At 62.4% G+C, this 23285-nt stretch carries 18 protein-coding genes and 2 pseudogenes; 5 read left to right on the top strand and 15 right to left on the bottom strand.

Features of this window, described 5'->3' with window-relative positions; all coding sequences use genetic code 11:
• Window positions 1-439 precede the first annotated feature (439 nt).
• Window positions 440-1603 (bottom strand): IS110 family RNA-guided transposase, encoded by a 1164-nt coding sequence (locus tag ACYP5B_RS18255; protein ID WP_459570625.1) that lies wholly within the window; start codon window positions 1601-1603, stop codon window positions 440-442.
• 87 nt (window positions 1604-1690) lie between these two features.
• On the opposite strand from ACYP5B_RS18255, the pseudogene ACYP5B_RS18250 reads away from it, so the two are divergent.
• Window positions 1691-1938, top strand: a pseudogene (locus tag ACYP5B_RS18250) (IS66 family transposase); the annotation flags it as partial.
• A 250-nt stretch (window positions 1939-2188) separates the two neighbouring features.
• Here ACYP5B_RS18250 and ACYP5B_RS18245 read toward each other — a convergent pair.
• The 3 genes from ACYP5B_RS18245 to ACYP5B_RS18235 all read right to left on the bottom strand — a co-directional run bounded on the left by ACYP5B_RS18245 (window position 2189) and on the right by ACYP5B_RS18235 (window position 4996).
• Window positions 2189-2605 carry a cupin domain-containing protein gene (locus ACYP5B_RS18245; protein ID WP_459376852.1) on the bottom strand — a complete coding sequence of 139 codons (417 nt, stop codon included), beginning with the start codon at window positions 2603-2605 and terminating at the stop codon, window positions 2189-2191.
• A 158-nt stretch (window positions 2606-2763) separates the two neighbouring features.
• The gene (locus tag ACYP5B_RS18240; RefSeq protein ID WP_459570624.1) at window positions 2764-3540 is read right to left on the bottom strand and encodes a 3-hydroxybutyrate dehydrogenase; all 777 of its coding nucleotides are present in this window, start codon (window positions 3538-3540) and stop codon (window positions 2764-2766) included.
• A gap of 64 nt (window positions 3541-3604) precedes the next feature.
• Window positions 3605-4996: a GntP family permease gene (locus tag ACYP5B_RS18235; protein WP_459570623.1), complete on the bottom strand. Its 1392-nt coding sequence runs from the start codon at window positions 4994-4996 to the stop codon at window positions 3605-3607.
• Between the two features lie 253 nt (window positions 4997-5249).
• Here ACYP5B_RS18235 and ACYP5B_RS18230 point away from each other — a divergent pair, with 253 nt between their 5' ends.
• The gene (locus ACYP5B_RS18230) at window positions 5250-6749 is read left to right on the top strand and encodes a sigma-54 interaction domain-containing protein (protein WP_459570621.1); all 1500 of its coding nucleotides are present in this window, start codon (window positions 5250-5252) and stop codon (window positions 6747-6749) included.
• Window positions 6750-7838: 1089 nt separating this feature from the next.
• Here ACYP5B_RS18230 and istB read toward each other — a convergent pair.
• The 3 genes and pseudogenes from istB to ACYP5B_RS18215 all read right to left on the bottom strand — a co-directional run.
• Entirely contained in the window at window positions 7839-8660 is an 822-nt protein-coding gene (gene istB / locus ACYP5B_RS18225) for an IS21-like element helper ATPase IstB (protein WP_459570620.1), read from the bottom strand.
• On the bottom strand, window positions 8657-8911 hold the full coding sequence (locus ACYP5B_RS18220) for a hypothetical protein (RefSeq protein ID WP_459570619.1): 255 nt from the start codon (window positions 8909-8911) through the stop codon (window positions 8657-8659). The genes istB and ACYP5B_RS18220 overlap by 4 nt, the downstream gene beginning before the upstream one ends.
• Before the next feature lie 173 nt (window positions 8912-9084).
• A pseudogene (locus ACYP5B_RS18215) lies at window positions 9085-9315 on the bottom strand (transcriptional regulator); the annotation flags it as partial.
• Window positions 9316-9740: 425 nt separating this feature from the next.
• Between ACYP5B_RS18215 and ACYP5B_RS18210 the strand changes: the two are divergent.
• Window positions 9741-10349 carry a helix-turn-helix domain-containing protein gene (locus ACYP5B_RS18210; RefSeq protein ID WP_459570618.1) on the top strand — a complete coding sequence of 203 codons (609 nt, stop codon included), beginning with the start codon at window positions 9741-9743 and terminating at the stop codon, window positions 10347-10349.
• 181 nt (window positions 10350-10530) lie between these two features.
• Here ACYP5B_RS18210 and ACYP5B_RS18205 read toward each other — a convergent pair whose 3' ends face one another.
• From ACYP5B_RS18205 to ACYP5B_RS18170, 8 genes are all read right to left on the bottom strand, one after another.
• Complete coding sequence (locus ACYP5B_RS18205; protein WP_459570617.1) at window positions 10531-11859, bottom strand: NAD(P)/FAD-dependent oxidoreductase; 1329 nt, start codon at window positions 11857-11859, stop codon at window positions 10531-10533.
• A gap of 63 nt (window positions 11860-11922) precedes the next feature.
• Window positions 11923-12960, bottom strand: a complete 1038-nt coding sequence (locus tag ACYP5B_RS18200) for an ABC transporter substrate-binding protein (RefSeq protein WP_459570616.1) — start codon at window positions 12958-12960, stop codon at window positions 11923-11925.
• Between the two features lie 390 nt (window positions 12961-13350).
• Window positions 13351-14187, bottom strand: a complete 837-nt coding sequence (locus tag ACYP5B_RS18195; protein ID WP_459570615.1) for an ABC transporter permease — start codon at window positions 14185-14187, stop codon at window positions 13351-13353.
• Window positions 14188-14189: 2 nt separating this feature from the next.
• Window positions 14190-15449: an ABC transporter permease gene (locus ACYP5B_RS18190; RefSeq protein WP_459570614.1), complete on the bottom strand. Its 1260-nt coding sequence runs from the start codon at window positions 15447-15449 to the stop codon at window positions 14190-14192.
• The gene (locus ACYP5B_RS18185) at window positions 15450-16541 is read right to left on the bottom strand and encodes an ABC transporter ATP-binding protein (RefSeq protein ID WP_459570613.1); all 1092 of its coding nucleotides are present in this window, start codon (window positions 16539-16541) and stop codon (window positions 15450-15452) included.
• Window positions 16542-16820: 279 nt separating this feature from the next.
• Window positions 16821-17759, bottom strand: a complete 939-nt coding sequence (locus ACYP5B_RS18180; protein ID WP_459570612.1) for an electron transfer flavoprotein subunit alpha/FixB family protein — start codon at window positions 17757-17759, stop codon at window positions 16821-16823.
• Window position 17760: 1 nt separating this feature from the next.
• A complete protein-coding gene (locus ACYP5B_RS18175; protein ID WP_459570611.1) occupies window positions 17761-18510 on the bottom strand; it encodes an electron transfer flavoprotein subunit beta/FixA family protein in 750 nt (249 codons plus the stop codon).
• A 117-nt stretch (window positions 18511-18627) separates the two neighbouring features.
• A complete protein-coding gene (locus tag ACYP5B_RS18170; protein WP_459570610.1) occupies window positions 18628-21078 on the bottom strand; it encodes a GcvT family protein in 2451 nt (816 codons plus the stop codon).
• 314 nt (window positions 21079-21392) lie between these two features.
• On the opposite strand from ACYP5B_RS18170, the gene purU reads away from it, so the two are divergent.
• Entirely contained in the window at window positions 21393-22283 is an 891-nt protein-coding gene (gene purU, locus ACYP5B_RS18165) for a formyltetrahydrofolate deformylase (RefSeq protein WP_459570609.1), read from the top strand.
• Window positions 22280-23170 (top strand): tetrahydrofolate dehydrogenase/cyclohydrolase catalytic domain-containing protein, encoded by an 891-nt coding sequence (locus tag ACYP5B_RS18160; RefSeq protein WP_459570607.1) that lies wholly within the window; start codon window positions 22280-22282, stop codon window positions 23168-23170. Before purU ends, ACYP5B_RS18160 begins: the two co-directional genes overlap by 4 nt.
• Window positions 23171-23285: the final 115 nt, after the last annotated feature.

Here is a 23285-nt window from a genome sequence, read left to right as displayed (position 1 = left end):
TGTGGCACTGTCCACACCATGCGGCTCTGGCAGTCATGCTAACCCGCGTTTGATTCCTCGCGGCGGGCCAGCCCTCTTTGCCCCAGGGGAGTCATACTGACTTCTATGATGAGAACTGAGTCAAGGTTTTTCGCTAAAATAGTCCCATTAATTTTTAATTTTGCTCGGAGCGACAGAGGGTCGTGTTGCTGTCAGTTTCAAGTTCCCGGTCATCTGCGTGAGGTCTGATCACCATCACAAACTTCTATCCGCCGGATGTTTCCGGCATAGTCCTGCATGCGCGTAGCGCGTAGAAGACCCGGATGCGACAAGCCCCATCTAAAAGTGTCGGTTGCTGAGCAACCAAATCAGTGTGCGGGCCTGTCTGCTTTTAACCGCGCTGCGTAGCGACGAATGAGCAATTTAATCCACCTGTCACCGATTCTGGAACCGTCTGTTTCTACCCTCCGCTTCTTGCGCTCTTCAGTACCGCGCCTTCGGGTAAGACTCCGTGCTCAAGGTAGCGCCACAATGCGATGACGAGCCGCCGCGCCACCGCGACGATGGCAATACGCTTGCCTCGCTTGTTCTGCGCATTGCCCAAGGTACGCTGCGTAAACCACCGCGCGATCGCACTGTCGGGCTGATAGCGCAGCCAGAACCACGCCATCTCGATCAGCAACGAGCGCACTCGCCGGTTGCCCTGCTTACTGATTCCCTGGTCAACCCGGCTCTGGCCGCTGTCGTAGGGCTGAGGCACCAGACCGACACAGGACCCCACTTGGCGCCGGTTGTCAAAGTGTCGCCAGAATAGCTCGAGTACCAGTCGGGTAGCCCCCACCGGACCGACCGCCTTGAGTCGTTCGAGGTCGGCGATGCGTTTCTGTATGGGTTCCGGCAATTGATCGATCAATTCTTTTTCGAGCTCGGCAAATTGCAGCTCAGCCAGGGCCAGGCGCCGGCACTCCCTGGTTAGTCGCGCGTGCAGCTCTGGCGGCAAGGGCTCGCCGTCGTGGCAGCGAAACTGTCCCATCGCGAGACGCGTTGTGACGTCGCCCTTGACGTCCTGCCAGCAGCCCACCGTGCGCAACAATTTGCGTATCCGGTCGCGGTGCTGCATCGTTTCCTTTTGTAGCTCGCCCCGGTCGCGTGCAAGATGGCGTTGCGCTTCGGCTTCGATGCTTGGCACCCGTATCACATGCATGCGGCCGTATTCGCCGCGCAACCAGGCACGCAGGCACATCAGCAGCCTGATCACGTCGAGCCGGTCGGTCTTGGCCCGCCTTGCGTGCCGCTCCACGGGGATGCTGGCCGGGTCGCAGATCAGGGGCTCATAGCCGAGCTTCGACAGGGCCCGCGCTATCCAGAAACCGTCCTGTCCTGCTTCATACAGTACGACCGTGCGCACATCAGGCGCAAGGCCCCATCTTGACTTGATCTTCTCGATCTCCTGCACTGCCTGCTCCAAGCGACATGGCGCTGAACTAGCCGATACCGTGTGGATTGCCGGTTTCTCGCGTTTGCCATCATGCAGGCCGATCTTCCAGGATCCGCCCGATAGCTCCAGTGCTACAGCCAAAAATTCGCTAGCCGGCATAAAATGATCGATGCGGGTCGGTTGCATGATGTGGTCCTCCAAAGTAAGTTACTTGAACCTTCACTTTAGGACCACTCTGCGAAGTTGCCGACCCGTCCTCATACATAGGATCTAAGGCGGATGCAGTTCGGCCAGAAGTCCGAGAGGCTGGACCGACAGATCGAACAGCTCGAGGCCCGACTGGAAGATCTGCTGGCAGAAGAAGGTGCGGCCGAAACCGAAGCCGCCCCGGATGCAACCCCTCCCACCCGGAAGATCTGGTCAGCAAATATGCTGATCACCAACCGCTGTACCGCCAAGCCGCGATTTACGCCCGGCAGGGAGTGAAGCTGGACCGCACGACGATGGCCCGTGGGGTTGGGGCTTGCGGTGCCCTGGTGACTGCAATAACGTCGCCAACAGACGACGCGAACTCGGCTTTTCGTGCGTCTTTTCGCCGGCGGGTCCGGTAAGTCTTTTCTGGTGGGGCGCGCTTTCTGATGGGGCGGGACAGCGCCATCCGCCGGATGTTTATTGTCTGACCGCTGCTGCATCCCTGACATGGGCGAGAGTATGTACACCCGTCCCTAAGGCCCGCGGGCCCGCCGCCCTAATCGACGAATAACGCGCGCGTCACCATCTTCCCGGTGCCGGCACGGCACATGGGCCCTCCACGCCCACGCTGGTAAATGCGGCCGGCCCCACAACTTCCAGGTACTCCATATCGGGCGAGTAGTCGAACAGAAAATGGCGGATGCCAGGTCGCTGATGCACACAGTCCCCTGCCTCGACCAGCGTTTCCTTATCTTCGTACATGAACTTTGCCCAGCCCTTCAGCATGAAGACGATATGGAAGTCGGCGCCATGGACATGCCAGCCGGTACCGGCTTCGGGGGCGCTATTGGCACGTACCAGATGGGCAACGACCTTGCCGCAGGTTGCCTCTGCAATGCCAAGGTCGCGGTAGACAAAGAAGTCACGCAAGCCACCGCTGGTGAAGTCGGTGTCGCCTGGTTTGACGTGAGAGAACTGGTTTTCCTGGCTGATCATGATTTGCAGTATTCAAAAGTGCTGGTTTATAAAATGCGTTGATGCATGGCGCAATGGTCCGTACCTGGGATGTCTTGCGTGTGCCCCGCACCAAAATTGCCGGAATCATGGGTCTTTTGGCGCAGCCGTCTGCGGGGGTTGGTAGCGAAAGAGCACGCTTACTGAGCGGTCCACCCGCCGTCGGCCGCCCACGTGGCGCCGCGTACCTCGGCCGCCAGCGGCGAGCACAGCATCAGTGCAAGGTTTCCGAGCTCCTCGGGCGTAACGAACCGGCCGGACGGCTGCTTTTCACCGAGCAGATGGGCCCGGGCATCGTCCGGAGACAGCCCTTCCCTTGCGGCCAAGTCGTCAATCTGCTTCTGCACCAACGGCGTCAGTACGAAGCCCGGGCAGATGGCGTTGCAGGTCACACCTGTTTTCGCCGTTTCCAAGGCAGTAACCTTCGTCAACCCCACCAACCCATGCTTGGCTGCCACGTAGGCCGCCTTGCCAGCAGACCCCACCAAACCGTGCACCGAGGCAATATTGATGATCCGGCCCCAGTTGCGCGCGCGCATGCCGTGCAAAGCATGCCGGGTCGTATGGAAGCCCGAGCTCAGGTTGATGGCGATGATGTCATCCCATTTCTGTGGGTCAAACGTCTCGATGGGTGACACGTGCTGGATGCCGGCGTTGTTCACCAGGACATCCACTGTGCCGAAGTGCTCGTGAACCATGGCGAACATGGCTGCGATTTCCTGCGGTTTGCGCATGTCGGCCGGATGATGGATTACCTTCGCGCCGGTTGCCTGGATGGCGGCGAGGGCAGCATTCGTGTCGCCAAAGCCATTGAGCGCGATATTGGCGCCTGCCTGGGCTAGCACCTGTGCGATGCCCAGGCCGATGCCGCTAGTTGAGCCGGTCACGAGCGCAGTCTTTCCGTTCAGGGTTGTCATAGGAATCTTGTAGTAAAAGGATCGGCACTGCACGCGCGGTAGCCTTCGCACATGCATGACGTGGTCAAATCAGCCCGGTCAGGTAGAAGACAAGAATGACAAAGAAGACAGCCAGCGTCTTGATCAGAGTGACCGCAAAGATGTCGCGATATGACTCACGGTGCGTCAGGCCGGTCACAGCCAGCAACGTGATCACTGCGCCATTGTGTGGTAGCGTGTCCATGCCGCCGCTGGCCATAGACACTACGCGATGCAACACGTCAAGCGGAATACCCACCGCCTGGGCACCATGGATGAATGTATCGCCCATGGCCGCCAGCGCAATGCTCATACCGCCCGAGGCCGAGCCAGTAATACCTGCCAGTGAGCTCACCGAAACTGCGGCATTGACCAGCGGATTGGGAATACTCTTGAGGGCGTCGCCCACGACCAGGAAACCCGGCAGCGCGGCAATCACGCCACCGAACCCATATTCCGAAGCAGTATTCATCGCCGCCAATAGCGCGCCGCCGATGGCAGTTTTCGTGCCCTCGGCGAAGCGCTGGCGCACAGCGCTGAAAGCCGTCAGCAACACAAGCGCAATGCCCAGCAGCAGAGCCCCTTCCACGGCCCAAATGGCGGTCACAGTAGCAGTCGGAATGGTGACTGCCTTGACCAGTCCCGGCAACGTGACGCTGCTCTGCGCGCCGTACCACTGGGGAATCATCCGGGTCAGCGCAAAGTTTGACACGCCTACCAGCACCAGCGGCGCAATTGCCAGCAAAGGATTCGGCAGATGCAGCGTATGCACCGGCTCCGGCTCATTCAGAAGCGAGATGCCATAGCCTTCACCGCGTTTGAATGCGTCGCGCCGACGCCATTCGAGGTAGCCCAGGCCCACGATGATGATGAACAGCGCGCCCACCACTCCAAGCACGGGTGCGGCCCATGCGGTGGTCTTGAAGAACGTGGTCGGAATAATATTCTGAATCTGCGGCGTACCAGGTAGCGAATCCATTGTGAACGAGAAAGCGCCAAGCGCGATGGCACCGGGCATCAGACGTTTGGGGATGTTGCTCTGGCGATAGAGTTCGGCCGCGAAAGGATAAACGGCAAACACCACCACGAAGAGCGATACCCCGCCATAGGTCAGCAAGGCACACACGGCAACAATCACGGCGTTGGCGCGCGCGCTGCCGATATAGCGGATTGCGGCGGCGACGATGGAGCGTGAGTAACTGGACAGCTCGATGACCTTGCCAAACACCGCGCCAAGCAGGAACACCGGAAAATACAGCTTCACGAAGCCCACCATCTTCTCCATGAAGATGCCAGTGAACGCTGGGGCGACAGCGGAGGGATCAGTAAAGACTACGGCGCCGAGTGCGGCGATGGGAGCAAATAGGATGACGCTGTAGCCGCGGTAGGCGACGAGCATCAGAAACACAAGGGCTGCAACGACAACAACAAATGACATGAAGTCTCCGCGAGAGTTTTTTTATGGGCTTCGCGTGTCACGGCGGGGTCGGCCAATCGCGCGCGCACGTTCCGCTGAGCGGGTAGAACCGCACTGCGGGGGTGCCGCATCAATGCACCGATTGTGCCAGGCCAATACATGCTTCATTAGACACTTTCGCCCCACTGCTCCACATGTAAATTCTCACTGTGTAGAAAAATCGACAAGTCACTGTCTACAATAGGAGAATATTCTCTATATGGAGACCTCAAAGATGAACAGACTGCGCGAGGCCGAAGACAGCAACATGCTTGGCAATTACGATGCCGTTGCACGGCGCGCGATGGAATCGCTATTCCGGACCTTCGAGAATTTCAGCGAGGGGACGCTTGTTGTCGACGCGCACGCGCGCGTGGTATGGATCAACAAGCGATATGCCGCACGATTCGGCTTCGAGGATCCACAGGCGGCTATCGGTCTGGAGTGCGAGCGGGTCATTCCCAACAGCTTGATGCGCCAGGTGGTCGAAACGGGCAAGCCGATCTTGCTCGATATCCTCGAAACCCGGCAGGATCCGATGATCGTGATGCGCCTGCCGATCAAGGACAACGACGGCAACACCGTCGGCGCGGTTGGCTTTGCCCTCTTTGACGAGCTCAAGTCGCTCACCCCACTGTTCACGCATTACACCCGCGTCCGGGAGGAGTTGGTGGCTACGCGCCGTACGCTGGAACAGACGCGGCGGGCCAAGTACACTTTCGCCAGCTTCGTCGGCAACTGCCCCGCCACACTGGAGGTCAAACGGCTGGCGCGCCGTGCCGCACAAGCCGATGCGCCGGTGTTGCTGCTGGGCGAGACTGGCACCGGCAAGGAACTGCTGGCCCATGCCATTCACGGGGCCTCGGCGCGCGCTGAGCGGCCGCTGGTTACCCTCAACATGGCGGCCATTCCCGAGGCATTGCTGGAAGTCGAGTTCTTCGGCGCGGCGCCGGGCGCTTACACGGGTGCCGAGCGCAAGGGCCGTATGGGCAAATTCGAACTCGCCGACGGGGGCACACTGTTCTTGGACGAGATCGGTGACATGCCACTCATGCTGCAAAGCAAACTATTGAGGGCTTTGCAGGAGAAGGAGATCGAGCCCATCGGCTCGAACCGCATCATCCGCTCAGACGCGCGCATCATCGCCGCCACCTCGGCCGACCTGCCGGCCTTGGTGGAAGCCGGCAAGTTCCGCGCGGACCTATACTACCGGCTCAATGTTCTGCCGATATACCTGCCGCCACTTCGGGAGCGCCAGCCTGACTTGCTGCCGCTGACCTATGGAATGCTTGAAGAGATCTGCACTCGAGCGGAGCGGGACGCCCCTGTGCTTACGCAGGCCGCACTGAAACTGCTTGGCGAATATGATTGGCCCGGTAACGTGCGCCAGTTGCGCAACATCCTCGAGCGGTTGGTGATGATGCACGACACAGGCGAGGTAGATGACGACATGCTGGCACCCCTGCTTGGCGTGCGAGGCGTGCAAGGACCGGCGTCAATACCGGCACTCCCCACAGCGCTCGAGGCCTCCATGCATGCGCCCCCGCAGCTAGACTATGCCGATGCCATGGCCCAGTTCGAAGCCACCTACCTACTACAAGCGCTGGCAGCCAGTTCGGGCCATGTAGCCCGCGCCGCCGCCAGTATCGGCATCAGCCGGGCTGCCTTTTACAAGAAACTGGTCGGACATAGGAGTGCAGGCCGTTTACCAGGCCGCGCATGTGCCGAACTCTGAAAATACTAATCGAGGCTCCTACGCCCCGCCAAAAAGACCATTCACATTTCGCCTTGCAGGCCTTATGGAAGCGGAGGCGCGAGCCCGGATCACCGTCACGGCAAAAGGCACCTGCGAGACGGGAGAGATTGTATGGCTCGACAGGCAATGCACTTCTGGTGCGAGGTCAGTGCCCGTGCGGCCCGGCGTTCGGTGAGACGCGCCCGCTAGTGCTGCCGGTGATTGGAACCGAGATCGCGAGAAGCGTTTGTCTGCGGCGCGCTACCACTGATCCTGAAAGAGGTGTTCGGCATGGACGCTAGTCTGGTATTAGCAGGTCTGTTGATGGTCGCCCGCAGGCAGGACGGGCACACACTGGCGAGCACTCCACTGGTCGCGGCCCGATTGCTAACGCCACAGGGGTGTTGGCTTTTGGTCATGGCGATTAATTGCATTTTATTTGATCCCGTATGGCACGACCGGGGTGTCGAAGATCGTAATTCGTGCGAGCCGCGCTCATCATGCAACTGTTAGCTTTTCAATGCGAAACAACGTTCCAGTGGGGCGCGTTCTGCATGCTCTGCGAAGCAACTGCGATTTTGGCCAGTTACGACCCAAATCCGGATACATGGCTGCAATCTCCCTTTCTCACCGTCGACGATGCGCGAAGCTTGGCAAATCGGGGACGTCCATAGCTGACTCCTCGCTCCTTTCAGGCATGAGGCGAGGTCTCTCCAGGCGTGAAGTGTAGTAATCGCGCTCCCTTTGTGAAGTAACGTTGATTCGCGCCCGTGATTACACTCATAGCATCACCTTTACTTCCGCAGCTCGGTGAATGCGTGTCCACTGCGTGCCTACTCTCACACTACGGCAAGGCCACCTTGCATTTGGTTCCCGGCTGAGATTGCAGCCTATTTTAGGCATGATTCGCGAGAACGCTCCTCTTACTCAACGAGAGCGAAGCCGCGTAGTCAGAGCGAAAGAAAGTAAAGATGCTACTAAGTGACGGACCCGCGATCGCTCCAGAATTACTTCGCGCCGCCGGAGAGTACCAAGATTACTACTCGGAAAATGGAAGTAATCTTGGTACGGAGGCTAACAGGGAAACCGCTAACCTTTTGATTTATGTAGAGCGTCAACTACTTTGGCCGGTAGTTGACGCCGCCGCGCACGCTTGTTGTCGCTGGCGTTGCGACGCCGGTAGCTTTCGACGTTCAGCTCGAAGATCGTCGAGTGATGGACCAGGCGGTCGATAGCGGCCACCGTTATCGAGGGGTCGGGGAACACATCGTTCCAGCCAGAGAACGGCTGATTGGCCGTGATCAGAAGACTTCGCCGCTCATACCGCTCTGCGATCAGCTCGAACAGCACTCTCGTCTTGGCCTGGTCCTTGCGCACGTACGACAGGTCATCGAGGATGATCAGGTCGAAGCGGTCCAGCTTGCCGAGCATCGACGGCAACTGGAGGCTTTGACGAGCCACCTGCAGCTTCTGCACGATCTCGCTGGTGCGCGTGAACAGCACGCGGTAGCCGGCATCAATCAGAGCGTGACCGATGCCGGAGCCGAGATGCGTCTTGCCGCCGCCCGGCGGCCCGAACAGCAGGATCGTGGCGCCTTTCTCTAGCCATGAGTCGCCAGTTGCGAGCGCCATCACGTGGGCCTTCGAGACCATCGGCACCATGCCGAAGTCGAAGCTGTCGAGCGTCTTGGTCGGATCAAGGTGCGATTCGATGCGATGTCGTTCGATGCGGCGTTTGACCCGCTCGGCGAGTTCGTGCTCGAGCAGTGCGCCAAGCAGCCGTGCGGCCTGCCAGCCCTCCTTGTCAGAGCGCTGTTCAAATTCGGGCCATAGCCGGCCGATCGTCGGCAACCTCAGTTCGTTGAGCATCAGGCCCAGGCGCGCGGCATCGTAGGTTGCAGGTGTGTTCATGCCGTCACCTCCTCGTCGAGCAACGCGTCATAGAGCGATGCCGCTGGCGTCTCGATCACGACCTCCGGACACTGCGCTTGCCGCGGCGCAAACTCACTCCGCAGTTGCTCGAGGTCCGGCATTTTGCCCGCAGTCAGCAAGGCGTCGAGCCGGTCGGCAAGGACGACCTCGACGCCTTCCAGTCGACGTAGAAGCCTCCCTCCCAGTCGATGATCTCTTTGATCTGGAAGAGCTGCATTCGGCATCGGCATCGGCTTCGTTTTCCTCGGTGTCTTCCAGCGCCTCGTCGAATAGTGCCAGGTGCTGCGTGGTCTGCTGGGTATCTCCCACATTGATTAGCGCAAACAGCCGGCTTACAGGGTCCTGCGCGTCGTCGTCCAGTTCTATCGCCATTAGTTGCTCCTTTGTAGCCCGTTTGCCCCGGTCATGCCGCCACTTTCTCGATTCCCCGATGCCACCGTGGCGTCACGCGAAACGCCCGCGACATCTGCGTCGACTCGATCCAGCCTCTGTCCAGCAGGGTTTCCAGCAATGCGGCCCCGAGCGCCCCGTCAAGATGCGGCTTGCGCTCGCTCCAGTCGGGACAGGTGCACGCGAACTGGCGCCGCTTGTGCCGCGTGGCGTCCAGATCGATCCCTAGCTGGGCCATGGCCTTGACTGATTGGATTGGGATTTCAGGAGAACGTCGCCCGCCAGCTCGCATGGCTACTAGGGGTGGTTACACCGGTAAACTGCGCGGGAATCAAGCGCCCCCAAATAGGGTGTAAGGGCGACAGCGGCAACGCCGAGATATGCTGGCCCGCTGACGGCTTGTATTGAGGCCGTTCCCACGACGGCTGCGGACCACCGTCAGCCAGACGATGGCGTGATGCCGCCGAGCGCCATATTCGGGCGCTCATCTGAGCTGCGCACGGATTACTCATTGTGACAGCAGCGGGAAGTCCATGTCGGCCGCCCTCTCAAACGATTCGAAAAGTTGGCTTCGTTCTCTTTGTGAAAAAATAATATAGAGAAATTCTATTTTTGAGGATTTTTTGCGGTATATTTTTAACCAACATGTACGAAGAGCAGAGGTCTTGCATGCCAAAGAGCGCGCAGGTCATAACCAAAGCAAGCATCGTCGATGACGTGGGAATGGATACGGTGGCGCTGGGGTTGGAAATCCGGAAGTTGAGAAAGGCCAGAAGCAAGACGCTGGCGGAACTCGCAATAGCCACAGGGCGCTCTACCAGCTTCATCAGCCAACTGGAGCGCGGCCGTGCCGAGATATCGATTTCGGACCTCAAGCGCGTGGCGCAGTCGCTGGGTGTGCCGCTTGGCTGGTTCTTCGTTACGGAGTCGAAACCGGCCGCCGAAGTCGGGCGGGTGCAGCGTGCCGGCGCACGCCGCCGGCTAGGCACGGTGACGGACGGCTTGGTCGAGGAGTTGCTGTCGCCCAATATCGGCGGCACTTTTGAAACCTTTCTGAGTACGTTCGAGCCGGGGTCGTCTCTGGTGGACCCCAGCCAGCGCGATACCGAGGAAGAGGGCTACGTGGTCAAGGGCCGGCTCGACGTGTGGATCGGCGAACATTTTTTTGAGCTGACCGCCGGAGATAGTTTCCGGATCGTTCGCGAACCGTTCCGCTGGGCGAATCGCGGCGACGCGGAGGCTGTTGTTGTCTGGGTGATTGCGCCGCCCACCTATTGACGTCGGAGCGTCCCCCCGATCCCTGCAAAAAATGAAGAGGTCGCCTATATCCGGCAGCCTCTTCATTTTCTCGCATTGGCATGCCGAAGCCATTCCGTATCCCGGACAGCCGTCAGTCGGCAGATGCGTCGTCATTGCCACGGACATCTGGACAGCCGCACCCGATGCCGCGGCAGCCTCGTCAGCGTTGCCAGGTATCCATCGTCCCGCGGCGCTGAGTCTCCAACTGGTCGAGTACGCGATAGTACGTTGCCGCCGCCAGCACGCCCACGCGCTGGAATGCATGGAACAGGAACCTGTCCGGGGCGGTCACGGGGATTGCCAGCTCACCCGGCGGCGTGCCTGTGGCGAGCGACGCGAGCAGCTTGCCGAGCATGGCGGCATTGGCCACACCGCGGCCGTTGCAGCCCAGTGCCGTGAACAGGTTTGGCGCCAGGATGTGGATGTGGGGAAGCGAGTCCTTGGTCAGCGCCACCTTGCCGCTCCATACGAACTCCAGCGGCACGCCGGCCGCTTGCGGGAAGGTGCGCGCGATCGCGCGCCGCAGGCTGTCCGCATCGGCCAGGGTGGGATCGTCGTCCACCGGGGAGCGCCCGCCCATCACCAGCCGTCCCGTGTGGTCAAGCCGGAAATAATGCAGGAGCCGGCGTGTGTCGGTCACGCCCTGGCCACCGGGTAGGATGGTCTTGCGAATGTCTTCGGGCAGCGGCACCGTGGCCGCCTGGAAACTCGATACCGGCACGACCGTCTGGCGCAGCCCCGGCCAGAGGTGGTCGGTGTAGGCATTGGTGGCCAGGAGCACGCGCTCGGCCGAAACGACGGCCGCCGGCGTCTCCACCACCCAGCGATTGCCTTCCTCGCGCAGGCGCGTGACCGGGCTGTTGGCGGCGATGCGTCCGCCCTCCTTGACGACCGCGGCGGCGAGGCCGCGGGCCCAGCTCATCGGCTGCAACACGCCGCCGCGCGGGTCCACCCAGGCACCGACGTAGTTGCCGGGGGCGCAGCCGATCATAGCGGCCGCCTGGTCGCGGTCGAGCAGCTTCGAGTCGACGCCGCGCGCATTCCATTGCGCGAAGCGCTTGCGCAGCATGTCGTCCATCGCGACAGGCGCATGCGCGGCCTGGATCCACCCGGTGCGCCGATCGTGGCACTCGATGCCGTAGCGGTCGATCAGGCTGTAGACCAGCTCCGAGCTGGTGCCCATCGTCAGGGCCATGCGCGCGCCGGCTTGCGCGCCGAACATAGCTTCGAGTTCGTCGGGATTGATTTTAAGGCCGGAGATGATCTGGCCGCCGTTGCGCCCGGAGGCCCCCCAGCCCGGTTCGGCGCTTTCCAGTACAAGTACGTTCTGGCCAGCCGCGGCGAGGTGCAGGGCGGCGCTCAGTCCGGTGTAACCCGCTCCCACGACGACGGTCTGCACCGTGATGTTGCCGCGCGCTTCAGGGTAATGGCCCGGCGCGATCGCGGTGGCGGCCCAGAGACTCTGCGGCAATGATGGCTTTGCTGACATGAATACGTCTTTCCGGTGAACGAAGGGCGCCGGGCAGACTCCTGCCCCGCGCGGAGAGGCCACTTACTTCGAGGCCCAGGCGCTGAAGCGGGCGTCGATCACGTCGCCATTGTCAGTCCAGAAGCTGAAGTCCTCCACCAGCGCGTCCTTGCCGTTGGCCGGCGAGTTGGGCAGGTTGTCCAGCGTCTTCTGGTCGAGTCCCTTCAAGGCGGCCTTGTTCACCGGCCCATAGGTGATCAGATTGGAGAATGCCTTCTGTCCGGCCTCGCTCAAGGCGTAGGCGATGAACTTCTCGGCCTCCGCCTTGCGCTTGGTCCCCTTGGGGATGACGAAGAAGTCCAGGTCGGCGATGTTCTGGCTCCACGAGATTGCCAGGTCCTTGTTGCCTTCCTTCTGCGCCGCGCTGATGCGGCCGTTCCAGGCGGTGGTCATCACCACGTCACCCGAGACGAGAATCTGGGGCGCCTGCGCGCCGGCTTCCCACCACTGGATGTTCGGGCGCAGTTCGTCCAGCTTCCTGAACGCGCGGTCCAAGCCTTCCTTCGTGCGCAGGACCTTGAACACATCGGCCGGCGCAACGCCGTCGGCCATCAGCGCGATCTCCATGTTGTAGTGCGCGTCCTTGCGCATGCCACGCTTGCCCGGGAATTTCTTCACGTCCCAGAAGTCCTTCCAGCCCGACGGCGTGCCCTTGACCAGCTTGGGGTTGTACGCCAGTACCGTGGACGACACGAAGATGCCCGCGCCGCACTGGCTGACCGCCTCGGGGGACAGCTCGGACTTCTTGATGATCTTCGACCAGTCCAGCTTCTCGTAAAGGCCGTCCTGGCAGCCGCGGCCGAGATTCTGCGAGCCGATTTCCACCACATCCCAGACGACATCGCCGGAAGTCGTCATGGCCTTGATCTTGGCCTGGTCGCCCGTGTACGAGATGGCCGCGGCGGGGGTGCCCGATGCCTTGGTGAACGGGGCGACCCAGGCCTGCTTCTGCGCCTCGCCAACAACACCGCCGTAGTTCACTGTCACCAGGTCGTCGGCATGCGCGAGAGTGAAACCCCCCGCCAGACAGACAAACGCGGATATCGATTTGAAGCTGTGCATGGCATTACCTATCGTCGTGATCAAAAAATTGGTCGGCGACACGGCAGGCTCTCATCCGGCTACGGTCCGGCCCGCTCGCATCCATTGTTGGCTGGTTTCTTCTTGGGGAAGAAAGATCCGGTCTTAACTCACGAATATAAAAATAACGGAATCAAAGATATTAAACAGAAAAACATAAGTCAATAAATTTTCTCAAGAGGAATTGATGTTGACGGTTTCCTCGGCGTCTGCGTGCTATCCGGGCCTGTCGAAAGCGGCGCCGGGGCGTCATGGGGAGCGCGAGCCACCGCGGCGCGCAGGCGAATGCCGTGCGCCCGGGCGCGTGCGCTGGGGAAGAGATGGAGTCCACAGCCGGCGGACGCGCCCGAAGCCGTGATGCAGGCGGCGTGCTTAGCGGCCCGTCTGCCTCGCGGCGCTTCTGGCGCGCAGCCATTCCATCGCCACCAGCAGCAGGCTGGAGAAGACGATCAGGATGGTGGCGAGTGCCGCAATGGTTGGGGTGATGTTCTCGCGGATGCCGGTGAACATCTGCAAGGGCAGGGTGCCTTGCGTGGGGCCGGCCAGGAACAGCGTCAGCACGACGTCGTCGAACGATGTCGCGAACGCGAACAGAGCGCCCGAGATGACACCCGGTCCGATGATGGGCAGCGTGATCGAGAAGAACGTGCGCAACGGCGACGCGCCCAGGCTGAGGCTGGCCCGCACATAATTTTGGTTGAAGCCGGCCAGCGTGGCGTTGACCGTAATCACCACGAACGGCGCAGCGATGGCCGTGTGGCCCATGATCATGGCGGGGTAGCTGCCCGACAGGCCCCAGCGAGCGAACACCAGGTACATGCCCACCGCGGTCACGATCACCGGCACGATCATCGGCGAGATGAGCACGCCGATCACGATGCCCTTGCCGCGGAACGTCGCCTTGTTCAGGCCCAGCGCGGCCAGCGTGCCCAGCACCGTGGCAAGCAGCGTGGCGATCGGCGAGACGATGAAGCTGTTGCGGGCCGCGCGTATCCAGTCGACCGAGGTGAACAGGTTTTCGTACCAGCGTAGCGAGAACCTGTGGATGGGATACATCAGGAACGTGTTCTCGTTGAACGAGAGCGGAATGATGACCAGGATCGGCGCGATCAGGAACAGCAGGATCGCGACGTTCATGACGCGTTGCAGGTAGTGCCAGGCGATCTCGACCGGCGACGTGTAAGGGGCGAAGCGGGCAGGGGCTTTCATTGTCAGCTCATCTTCATGTCGGTACCGACGATCTTGCGGTAGATGCCGAACAGCACCAGCGTGATGGCCAGCAGGATCACGCCGAGCGCGCACGCCATGCCCCAGTTCAGCGACACGTTGGTGAAGTAGGCGATGTAGTAACTCACCATCTGGTCACCCGCGCCGCCCAGCAGGGCCGGCGTGATGTAGTAGCCCAGCGCGGAGATGAACACCAGCAGGCCTCCGGCACCGACGCCAGACAGGGTTTGCGGGAAATACACCTTCCAGAACGCGCCGAACGGGTGGCTGCCCAGCGAGACGGCGGCCTTCACGTAGCTCGCAGGCACCGACTTCATCACGCTGTACAGCGGCAGGATGGCGAACGGTAGCAGGATGTGGGTCATGGCGATCAGCACGCCGGTGCGGTTGAATAGCAGCGGCAGCGGCGTGGAAATCCAGCCGAGCTGCATCAGTCCCTGGTTGACCAGGCCCGAACCCTGCAGAATAACGATCCATGCCGAAATGCGGACCAGGATCGAAGTCCAGAACGGCAGCAGCACCAGGATCATGACGAGATTGGCCTTGCGCGGCGGCATCGTCGCGATCCAGTAGGCTAGCGGGTAGCCGAGCAGCAGCGCAAGCACCGTCACGCAGGCGCTGATGGCGAACGTGCGCTGGAATATCTGGCGATAGGCCGACGCCTTGCCATCCACCGAGATCAGGTTGCCTTCGCTGTCTCGGCTCAGGTCCATGGTGGCCAGCAGATACTGGGTGGTATGGCGCGACGCGTTGCGCGCGATGGCGTTCCAGTAGGCCGGGTCTTCCCAGCGCGGGTCGACTTCCGTCAGCTTGCGGCGCACTTCGGCCGCCGGCATAGCCGCATCGTGCTCGTCGAACGGCAGGGCGTTGGCTGTGTTGAAGAACAGCGAGCGAAACCCTTCCTTCTGGCTATTCAGGCGGCCGGCCGCCTTGCCCGCGTCGTTGTCGCCGCCGTTGCGCTCGATGTCGAGCAGCAAGCCGCGGAACGCTTCGTCGGGGATGGGGCTCGCCGGGTTCCAATGGCGCAGCACCGCCGTCGTGTTCGGAAGGGCATTCGAGACTTCGGGGCTTTCGACGGAGCGCATGATCATCGAGGCCACCGGCGTCATGAAGACCAAGAACAGGAACAGCGCCAGCGGCGCGACCAGCAGCAGCGCCGAGGCGTGCCTGCGCAGGTTGACGAGTCGCAGCGAGCGCGAGAGTTCGCGCTGGTGCACGTTGGGATGGGGGATCACGATGCTCATTTAACCAAAAACCCTCAGATGATCCTCGTGGAAAGACAGCGCGACGGTGCTGCCCGGCGGCATGCGGGCGGCCACGTCTTGTTCTAGCGGCACCTTGACGATGCACTCCGTGTTGCCAGGCAGCCGGCAGCGCAGCCGCACGTGGTCGCCAAAATAGATGGCGCCCAGCGTCTCGCTGGTGATAGTGTTCCGGCCCTGGGCCGGGCCGGTAGAAATCGATACCCGCTCGGGGCGGACGATGCCGGTCGCGGTGGCGCCCACGCCGAGCTTGCCGGCGTTGAGCGCGCGTACCGTGGTGGCATCGTCGATGCGCAGGGTGCAGTAGTTGCCGTCGGTGCTAACCACCGTGCCGCGCATGGCATTGCTGTCGCCGATGAAGTTGGCGACGAACAGGTTCTCCGGCGTTTCGTACAGCGCGTCGACCTTGTCGAGCTGCTGGATCACGCCCTGGTCGAACACGGCGACGCGGTCCGACATGGTGAGCGCTTCGCTCTGGTCGTGCGTGACGTAGACGAAGGTCAGTCCGAGCGATTGATGCAGGGCCTTCAGTTCGAGCTGCATGTGCTCGCGCAACTGCTTGTCCAGCGCGCCCAGCGGCTCGTCCATCAGCACGAGCTTGGGGTTGAACACGAGCGCACGCGCCAGCGCGACGCGCTGTTGCTGGCCGCCCGACAGCTGCGCGGGCATGCGCTTGGCAAACTGCGCCATGTTGACCATGCCGAGCGCGCGCTTGATGCGGGTGTCGCGTTCGGTTGCGGGCATCTTGCGCACCTTGAGCGGGTATTCCAGGTTCTGCTCCACCGTCATGTGCGGAAACAGCGCGTAGTTCTGGAACACCATGCCGATGTCACGCTTGTGTGGCGGGATGCGGTTGAGCAATTGCCCGTCGAGCCAGATCTCTCCGTCGGTGGGATATTCGAATCCCGCCAGCATCATCAGGCACGTGGTCTTGCCGGAGCCCGACGGGCCCAGCAGCGTGAGGAACTCGCCCTTGCGGATGTCGAGGTTCAGGTCCCGGACAACGAGGGATTCGCCGTCATAGGTCTTCCGGACGCGCCGAAAGCTGACAAAGGTTTGACTCTGGCTCTGCATGATCGTTACCTTGGAGGGGAGGAACCGCGATGTCGCGTTCATCATGGCCATTCGCCGATGCGCCGCCGTCTGTCACGGCGGTGCATCGTCGCGGCGAAAAACAATGACGCCGGGCGGCTTGCCTGCCCGCCGTCATTTCCCTTTCTTGCATCGCGCTTCGGCTGGTGCGCTGTGTTTGCTGTTGTCATCCGTCCCGGGCTGGCCCTACCGTCGCCCAGTGTGCGCCGGGCGGTTGCCCGCCGCCGGCGCTTCTTACCTGCCGGCTTCCCGGCTTCGCGGCTATTTCGCGTCGACGGCCTGCGTCAGTTGCGGCAGGGCCTCGAACAGGTCGCCCACCCATCCGATATCGGCGACCTGGAAGATTGGTGCGTCCGCATCTTTGTTGATGGCGATGATCTTGCCCGAGTCCTTCATGCCTGCGAGATGCTGGATCGCGCCGGAGATGCCCACCGCGATATAGAGCTTGGGCGCCACCACCTTGCCGGTCTGGCCCACCTGCGTATCGCTGGGAGCGAAGCCGGCATCGACGGCCGCGCGCGACGCGCCCACCGCTCCGCCGAGCGCGCACGCCAGGCTTTCCAGCAGGCCGAAGCTGTCTTTCGAGCCCATGCCGCGACCGCCCGACACCACGACCGCCGCCGTGGTCAGATCCGGGCGGCCGGGATCGGCCTGGTCCTGCTCGATGAAGCGCGAAACGCAGGCCGCCTGGTCGAAGCGCATCGCCACGACCGGGCAGGCGGCATCGCGGTCGGCGGCTGCGGCGAATTTCGTCGCGCGAACGGTCACGACCCGCTTGCTGTCGGTCGATTTCACCACGGCGATGGCATTGCCCGCGTAGATCGGGCGCTCGAACACGTCTGGTGCGATCACCGCCGAGATTTCCGAAACCTGGCTCACGTCGAGCAGCGCGGCCACGCGAGGCAGCACGTTCTTGCCTGTGCTGGTGGCCGGGGCAACCACATGTCCGTAGTCGGCGGCCAGCTGCACCAGCAGCGGGGCCACGTTTTCGGGCAGATGGTGCGCCAGTCCCTCACCCTCGGCCACGATGACCCGGTCCACGCCTTCGATGCGTGCCGCAGCCTGCGCCACGGCGCCGCAGCCGCGGCCCGCCACGATCACGTGTACCGAAGTGGCCATCTGCCGGGCCGCGGTGATGGCGTGGCGCGTTGCCGGCGCGAGCACAGCATTGTCATGATCCGCATAGACGAGCGCGCTCATGTCACTGACCCTCCATGATGACCTGGATCTCGTGCGCCAGTTCGTCGAGCGACGCGGCTTTTTTTCCTGCCGTGCGCTCCGTCGGCGAGCGGACTTCCATCGTGACCGTACGCGGCGAGACGTCGATGCCAAGCGCTTCCGGCGTCAGGATGTCGAGCGGTTTCTTCTTCGATTTCATGATGTTGGGTAGCGACGCATGGCGCGGATCGTTGAGCCGGAGATCGACCGTGACGACCGCCGGCAGGCCGACCTCGATGCGCTGAATGCCGGCATCCACCTCACGCGCGGCGGTCATGCGCGTGCCGTCGAGTGTCAGCGACGATGCCGAGGTCGCCTGCGGCCAGCCCAGCAGCCCGGCAAGCATCTGCCCGGTCTGGTTGCAGTCGTCGTCGATCGCCTGTTTCCCTAGCAGGATCAGTGCCGGCTCCTCGCGCGCGATGAGCGCCTTGAGCGCCTTGGCAACGCCCAGGGGCTCGGTGGTGACATCCGTCTGCACGAGGATGGCGCGGTCGGCGCCCATCGCCAGTGCAGTGCGCAATGTTTCCTGCGCCTTTTCCGGTCCGACCGACACCGCGACGACCTCGGTCGCGACGTCCTGTTCCTTCAGCCGTACCGCCTGCTCCACCGCGACCTCGTCGAACGGGTTGATCGACATCTTGACGTTAGCGGTCTCCACGCCGCTGAGGTCGGATTTAATGCGGATGTTGACGTTGAAATCCACCACACGCTTGACTGCCACCAGCACTTTCATCGTTGCTCCTGAATCGGTAATATGCGCTGCCGCGATCGTTGACCGGAGGGCGCGACAGGGTTGCTGTCAGTCGGCTTCGCGCCTGCCGGCACCTCGGCACCTCGGAACTTCAGTACTTCAGCACTTGATGCGCGCATTGGTCGGGTCATAGAACGGCGCAAGGCTGGCGACGGCGGGAATCTTCTGCCACGCCACCTCGATCTCGAACCGCTGCTGCGCGAGCCACTGCGCCGTGATGCCTTCTTCCGCGGTGATGTAGCCCATGCCGAGCGATGCGTCGAGACGGTGCCCGTACATGCCGGAACTGATGGAGCCGACGATCTTTCCGTCGCACGAGATCGGTTCCTCGTGATAAAGCAGTTGGGTCGGGTCTGCCAGGCGGAACTGCACCATGCGCCGCTTGAGCGGGCCGGCTTCCTTCACGCGGCGTACTGCGTCCTGGCCGATGAAGCCGCCCGGTTTCTCCCAGGCGATGCAGAAGCCGAGCCCGGCTTCGAGCGGGTTGTCTTCGGTGGTCAGGTCATGGCCCCAGTGGCGGTAGCCCTTTTCCGTGCGGCAGCTGTTCATGGCGTGATACCCGGCCAGCTTGAGGCCGAACGGCTCGCCGGCCTTCATCAGCTGCTCGTACACGTGCACGGTGAACTCGATGGGGATATAGAGTTCCCACCCCAGTTCGCCGACGAAGGTGATGCGGCTGGCGCGAACCCGCGTATAGCCGAGCTGGATTTCGCGCGACGTGGCGAACGGGAAGGCCGCGTTGGACAGGTCTTCGCCGGATACCTTCTCCAGCAGCGCGCGCGAGTTCGGGCCCATCACGCTCAGCACGGCCATGCCGGACGTGATGTCAGTGGCCACGCAGCGCAGTCCATCCGGGATATTGCGTTGCAGCCAGGAGAAATCGCGCGTCTGGGTGGCGCCTGCGGTCACCACGAGATACGACTCGGAGCCGGTGCGCGTGATGGTCAGGTCGGCCTCGATGCCGCCGTAGGGGTTCAGCCACTGCGTGTAGACCATCTTGCCGATGGGCACGTCCACGTCAGAGACCGAGATCCAATTGAGTGCGCGCGTGGCGTCCGGCCCCTGCACCATGAATTTGGCGAACGAGGTCTGGTCGAACAGGGCCACGGCGTCGCGCACGGCGCGGCACTCGGCGGCGCTGTTCGCGAACCAGTTCTGCGGGCCCCAGCTGTACTCGTAGCGTGCGTTGCTGCCGGGCTCGGCGTACCAGTTGGCGCGCTCCCAGCCGCTCAGCTCGCCCATCACCGCGCCGGCCGCGACCAGCCTGTCGTGCAGCGGCGAGCGGCGCGCACCGCGCGCGGTCTCGAACTGCCGGAACGGCCAGTGCATTGCGTACAGCAGCCCCAGTGTCTCGGTGGTGCGGTCGTGCAGGTAGCTGCGCGAGCTCTGGAACGGATGCATGCGGCGGACGTCGACGTCGGACAGGTCGATCGGCGCCTTGCGGTCGTGTACCCACTGCGCCAGCGCCTTGCCGGCGCCGCCCGAACTCTGGATGCCGATCGAATTGAAGCCGCAGGCGACGAACAGATCTTTTACCTCGGCCGTTTCGCCCAGCAGGTAGCGGTCGTCCGGCGTGAAGCTTTCCGGGCCGTTGAAGAAGGTCTTGATGCCGGTATGTTCGAGCGCTGGCACGCGCTGCGCCGCGCTGGTCAGGATCGGCTCGAAATGGTCAAAATCGTCGGGCAAGGCGTCGAAGCAGAAGTTCTCTGGAATACCGGCCATACCCCACGGCTTGGCCACGGGCTCGAACGCGCCGAGCAGCAGCTTGCCGGCGTCTTCCTTGTAATACGCGCATTCGTCCGGCACGCGCAGTACCGGCAGGTTGCCCGGCAGCCCTTCGACCGCTTCGGTGACGATGTAGAAGTGCTCGGCCGCATGGAGCGGAATCGACACGCCTACCTGCGCGGCGAGTTCGCGTGACCACATGCCGGCGGCCAGCACCACGGTGCTCGCCTTGATCATACCCTGTTCCGTCTGCACGCCGACCGCCCGGCCGTTCTCGACCAGCAGCTTTTCCACCTTCAGGTTCTCGACGATGGTCGCGCCGCGCATGCGCGCGCCCTTGGCGAACGCCTGCGTGATGTCCGTGGGGTTTGCCTGCCCGTCCTTGGGCAAGAACACCCCGCCAACCGCGCCGTCGAGGTTGAGCATCGGCCAGAGCTTGGCGATGTCGTCCGGACCGACCACCTGCACGTCGAGGCCGAAGTTCTTCGCCATCGAAGCGCCGCGCTTGAGTTCTTCGAAGCGCGCCACGTTCAGCGCGAGGCTGATCGAGCCGTTCTGCTTGAAGCCCGTGGCCTGGCCGGTCTCGCGCTCCAGTTCATAGAGCAGTTCTGACGTGTACTTCGCCAGTTCGGTCATCTGGCGGCTGTTGCGCAGTTGCCCGATCAGGCCGGCTGCGTGCCAGGTGGTGCCGCACGTCAACTGGCGCCGCTCGAGAAGGACGACGTCCTTGATACCCAGCTTGGTGAGGTGATAGGCGATCGAGCATCCGACGATGCCGCCACCGACGATCACCACTTCCGTTTGCGAGGGAACGCTGCCTGACATGACTGAATCCTTTTCTATCCTGTTGACCGGCAAGGCCAGGCTGGCACGGCACCCTGCCTGCTCTCCCGCCCGGTGGAAGGCAATGACGCGAATCGGTATCGGCCGGCGGGCAAGGCAAAAAATTCACGCTTTGCAGCAGCCGCTAAAAACAAAACATCATGTTCGCGAAGAAAATATATATGCTTCAAAAAATTGTTGCAAGAAAAATTTTCATAGACTATTTTTCGCATTGAGGAAAATTGGAAGACAAGACCCGCATCGGAAACGCGTTGCAGAACGCCGCCAGCCGAAACCCTTCACCACTGGAAAACGCCATGACGTACCCATCACATCCCTCATCCAATGCGAGGCCCGAGGCCTACGTTCTCAAGGTCGCCTGTCCGGGCACGCGTGGCATCGTCGCGGCGATCGGCAATTTCCTGGCGGACCGGGGCTGCAACATCACCGAGATGGCGCAGTACGACGACGAGGACCACATGCGCTACTTCTCGCGCGTGGTGTTCCGTACCGACACGACGCCGGCTCCAACGCTGGACGAACTGCGCGACGCGTTCCGGGCGACCGCGAAGCGATTCGGCATGGAGTGGGAGATGCGTGCAATGGCGGAGAAGGCGCGCGTGCTGGTGATGGTGTCCAGGTTTGACCACTGCATCGAAGACCTTCTGTACCGCCAGCGCACCGGCGAGATGCCGATGACCATCACGGCGGTGGTGTCCAACCACGAGGCGTTGCGGCCGATGGTGGAGCGGCACGACATTCCCTATCACGTGCTGCCGGTCACGCCGGATGCCAAGGCCGAGCAGGAGGGCAAGCTCCTGCAGCTGGTGGCGTCGACGAACAGCGAGCTGGTGGTGCTGGCGCGCTACATGCAGGTGCTGTCGGATGATCTGTGCCGCAAGCTGTCAGGCAAGGCGATCAACATCCATCACTCGTTTCTTCCCGGGTTCAAGGGCGCCAAGCCCTATCACCAGGCATTCGAGCGCGGTGTGAAGCTGATCGGCGCCACCGCGCACTACGTGACCGGAGACCTGGACGAAGGCCCCATCATCGAGCAGGTGGTTCAGTCCGTCGACCATACGTTCGGCCCGGAACGGCTCGTCGCCGCCGGGCGGGACTCGGAGAAGATGGCGCTTGCCAACGCGGTGAGGTTCCATATCGAAAGGCGCGTGTTCCTGAACGGCAACAAGACGATCGTGTTCAAGTGAACGCGGCAGGCTTCGGCATCGACAACAAGGAACGGGACATGGACTGCATCATCCTGGACGGCAAGGCGCTTGCCGCGTTGCGCGCGCCCCTGTTTGCCGAGCGCGTGCGTGCGCTCAAGGCGGCCAACGGCGATGCCGTGCCCGTACTCGCGACCATTCTCGTGGGTGACGACCCGTCATCCGCGACCTACGTCAAAATGAAAGGCAATGCCTGCCGCGCGATCGGCATGGCGTCGCGCGCGGTCATGCTGCCCGCCGATACCACGACCGCGCAGCTGCTCGCGGAAATCGATGCGCTGAACGCGGACCCCGACGTGCATGGCATACTGCTGCAGCATCCGGTGCCAGCGCAGATCGACGAGCGGCAGTGCTTCGACCGCATCAACATTGCCAAGGATGTCGACGGCGTGACCAGCTTGGGGTTCGGACGGATGGCGCTGGGTGAGCCCGCCTTCGGCTCCGCGACGCCGGCCGGCATCATGTCGCTGCTAGCACACCATGGCATCGGGCTCGCCGGAAAGCGCGCGGTGGTCGTCGGACGCAGCGCCATCCTCGGCAAGCCGATGGCGCTGATGTTGTCCAACGCGCATGCCACCGTCACGCTATGCCATTCGCGAACGGTGGATCTCGAAGCCGAGGTGCGGCGCGCGGACATCCTGGTCGGCGCGGTGGGCAAGCCGCATTTCATTCGCGCGGACTGGATCAAGGACGGTGCCGTGGTCATCGACGCCGGCTACCACCAGGGCGGCATAGGCGACATCGAACCGACCGGCCTCGTACAGCGCTGCCTGGCGGTGACGCCGGTGCCCGGTGGGGTGGGGCCGATGACGATCTCGACGCTGGTCGGCCAGACGCTCGATGCGGCCTGCGCGGCGGCCGACCTCTGAAGCGGCGTTCCGGCAATGCAATGGAAGCGGTCCGCTGCTGTTGCCGATCGTTAATTCTGCGAATGGTGCGCACCAATACTGCGAACGTGGTGTGCCAAGGAGGCTTCGGAACGAC

The organism is Cupriavidus sp. 8B, from assembly GCF_054589115.1.
This window is presented reverse-complemented; position numbering and strand designations above follow the sequence as displayed.

Coding starts and splice junctions, on each gene's coding strand:
- ACYP5B_RS18255 (WP_459570625.1), bottom strand. CDS start 1,603: ATGCAACCGACCCGCATCGATCATTTTATGCCGGCTAGCGAATTTTTG.
- ACYP5B_RS18245 (WP_459376852.1), bottom strand. CDS start 2,605: ATGATCAGCCAGGAAAACCAGTTCTCTCACGTCAAACCAGGCGACACC.
- ACYP5B_RS18240 (WP_459570624.1), bottom strand. CDS start 3,540: ATGACAACCCTGAACGGAAAGACTGCGCTCGTGACCGGCTCAACTAGC.
- ACYP5B_RS18235 (WP_459570623.1), bottom strand. CDS start 4,996: ATGTCATTTGTTGTTGTCGTTGCAGCCCTTGTGTTTCTGATGCTCGTC.
- ACYP5B_RS18230 (WP_459570621.1), top strand. CDS start 5,250: ATGAACAGACTGCGCGAGGCCGAAGACAGCAACATGCTTGGCAATTAC.
- istB (WP_459570620.1), bottom strand. CDS start 8,660: ATGAACACACCTGCAACCTACGATGCCGCGCGCCTGGGCCTGATGCTC.
- ACYP5B_RS18220 (WP_459570619.1), bottom strand. CDS start 8,911: ATGCCGATGCCGAATGCAGCTCTTCCAGATCAAAGAGATCATCGACTG.
- ACYP5B_RS18210 (WP_459570618.1), top strand. CDS start 9,741: ATGCCAAAGAGCGCGCAGGTCATAACCAAAGCAAGCATCGTCGATGAC.
- ACYP5B_RS18205 (WP_459570617.1), bottom strand. CDS start 11,859: ATGTCAGCAAAGCCATCATTGCCGCAGAGTCTCTGGGCCGCCACCGCG.
- ACYP5B_RS18200 (WP_459570616.1), bottom strand. CDS start 12,960: ATGCACAGCTTCAAATCGATATCCGCGTTTGTCTGTCTGGCGGGGGGT.
- ACYP5B_RS18195 (WP_459570615.1), bottom strand. CDS start 14,187: ATGAAAGCCCCTGCCCGCTTCGCCCCTTACACGTCGCCGGTCGAGATC.
- ACYP5B_RS18190 (WP_459570614.1), bottom strand. CDS start 15,449: ATGAGCATCGTGATCCCCCATCCCAACGTGCACCAGCGCGAACTCTCG.
- ACYP5B_RS18185 (WP_459570613.1), bottom strand. CDS start 16,541: ATGCAGAGCCAGAGTCAAACCTTTGTCAGCTTTCGGCGCGTCCGGAAG.
- ACYP5B_RS18180 (WP_459570612.1), bottom strand. CDS start 17,759: ATGAGCGCGCTCGTCTATGCGGATCATGACAATGCTGTGCTCGCGCCG.
- ACYP5B_RS18175 (WP_459570611.1), bottom strand. CDS start 18,510: ATGAAAGTGCTGGTGGCAGTCAAGCGTGTGGTGGATTTCAACGTCAAC.
- ACYP5B_RS18170 (WP_459570610.1), bottom strand. CDS start 21,078: ATGTCAGGCAGCGTTCCCTCGCAAACGGAAGTGGTGATCGTCGGTGGC.
- purU (WP_459570609.1), top strand. CDS start 21,393: ATGACGTACCCATCACATCCCTCATCCAATGCGAGGCCCGAGGCCTAC.